The sequence below is a fragment of the Actinoplanes sp. NPDC048791 genome, assembly GCF_040650095.1.
Classification (GTDB): Bacteria; Actinomycetota; Actinomycetes; order Mycobacteriales; family Micromonosporaceae; genus Actinoplanes.
Map to the genome: position 1 here is coordinate 1 of NZ_JBEZGQ010001455.1, position 1,625 is coordinate 1,625.

Annotated in this window: 1 protein-coding gene and 2 pseudogenes; all 3 read right to left on the minus strand. The window is 70.0% G+C overall.

Annotated elements, in window-relative coordinates; all coding sequences use genetic code 11:
* Positions 1–185, minus strand: a pseudogene (locus tag AB0C29_RS47360) (sugar kinase); the annotation flags it as partial.
* 31 nt (positions 186–216) lie between these two features.
* Positions 217–1,470, minus strand: coding sequence for an ABC transporter permease subunit (locus tag AB0C29_RS47365; protein WP_360834801.1), 1,254 nt, complete (start codon positions 1,468–1,470; stop codon positions 217–219).
* Positions 1,467–1,625, minus strand: a pseudogene (locus tag AB0C29_RS47370) (sugar ABC transporter ATP-binding protein); the annotation flags it as partial. The pseudogene AB0C29_RS47370 and the gene AB0C29_RS47365, both read right to left, overlap by 4 nt.

Genomic DNA, 1,625 nt, shown 5'->3' on the forward strand with positions numbered 1-1,625 from the left:
GGCACCGCCACGCTGACCAGTGCCGCCGTGGTGAGCTCGGCGGTCAGGGCGCCGATGGTGCTGCGGTTGAGGCCGAGCCGGTTGGTGAGCTCGGCCCGCGACGTCGCGCCGTGCAGGTGGACGTAGCGCAGCAGGGACCCGAGGTTGTGCCGGCGTACCTCCTCCGGGCTGGGGCCGGCCCGCATCAGCGCGCCGTCCCCGTGCCCGAAGTTTCGCTCACCGGGTTCCGGTAGCTGCCGCCCTGCGTCGGGCCAGGGCGTCGACGCTGGCCGCGACCAGCAGGATGAGGCCGGTGAAGATGTACTTCTGGCCGGACGAGAAGCCCATCAGGCCCATCCCGTTGTCGATCACCGCGATCACCGCACCACCGATGACCGCGTTGATGATCTTTCCCTTGCCGCCGAAGAGGCTGGTGCCGCCGATGACGGCCGCGCCCACCGAGTAGAGCAGGATGTTGCTGCCACCGGTGTTGGGGTCGACCGAGCTGGCCCGGCTGACCGCCATGATGCCGCCGATCGCGGCCATGGTGGACGCGATCGCGAAGACCGAGATGCGGATCCGGTCGACCGGGATGCCGGCCCGGCGGGCCGCCTCGGTGTTGCCGCCGACGGCGTAGACGTGCCGGCCGTAGGTGGTGCGGCCGAGCACGAAGGTCCAGAAGATCAGGAAGGCCCCGATGATCGGGACCACGATCGGTACGCCCTTGAGCGAGTTGATCGCCGGGTTGACGGCCCGCTCCTGCGACAGCACCGCCGTGGTGGTCAGCACCAGCACCGCCAGGCCGCCGATGCGCAGCAGCACGATGCCGATCGGGTCGGTCACCAGGCCGCGGGCGGCGCGGCTGCGGATCCGGCTGAACTGCACCAGCGCGTAGCCCGCGACCACGCCGATGGCCAGGATCCAGCTCCACAGCACCGGGATGTTGTCGTTGTTGAGCGAGATGACGAACTGGTCGCGGATCGAGATGTTGATGCCGCCACCCAGCAGCACCAGCAGCAGGCCCTGGAAGCCGAGGAACGCGGCCAGCGTGACGACGAAGGACGGGATGCCGACCTTGGCGATCAGCAGGCCCAGCGCCAGGCCGATGACCACGCCGGTGAGCAGCGCGGCCGGGATGGCGAGATACCAGGCGACGCCGTGGTTGGTCAGCAGGATGGCCATGACCGCGCCGCAGACGCCGCTGGCGAAGCCGGCCGACAGGTCGATCTCACCCAGCAGCAGCACGAAGATCAGGCCCATGGCGATGAAGACCACCTGGGCGCCCTGGGTGAACAGGTTGGCGAAGTTCAGCGGGCTGAAGAAGGTCTCCCGCGCGACGCCGAAGATCAGCGACAGGACGACCAGCCCGAGGACGGCGGGCAGGCTGCCCAGGTCGCCGCCGCGGACCCGGCCCCAGTAGTCGTGGATGTGGCCGGCGAGGGTCGGCTTGACCACCTGGACGCCGCCGGCCGTGGTCGTGGTGGTGGTCACTGGTCCCCTCCGGGCGTGATGTCGATGGCGTCGCTGGCGAAGTCGCCGGGCTTCTCCGGGGGCAGGCCGAGGTTGCCGCTGCGTCCGGAGGTGATGAGTTCGACGATCTGGGAGTGGGTGACGTCGGTGGTTTTGACCTGGGCGGCGGTGCGGCC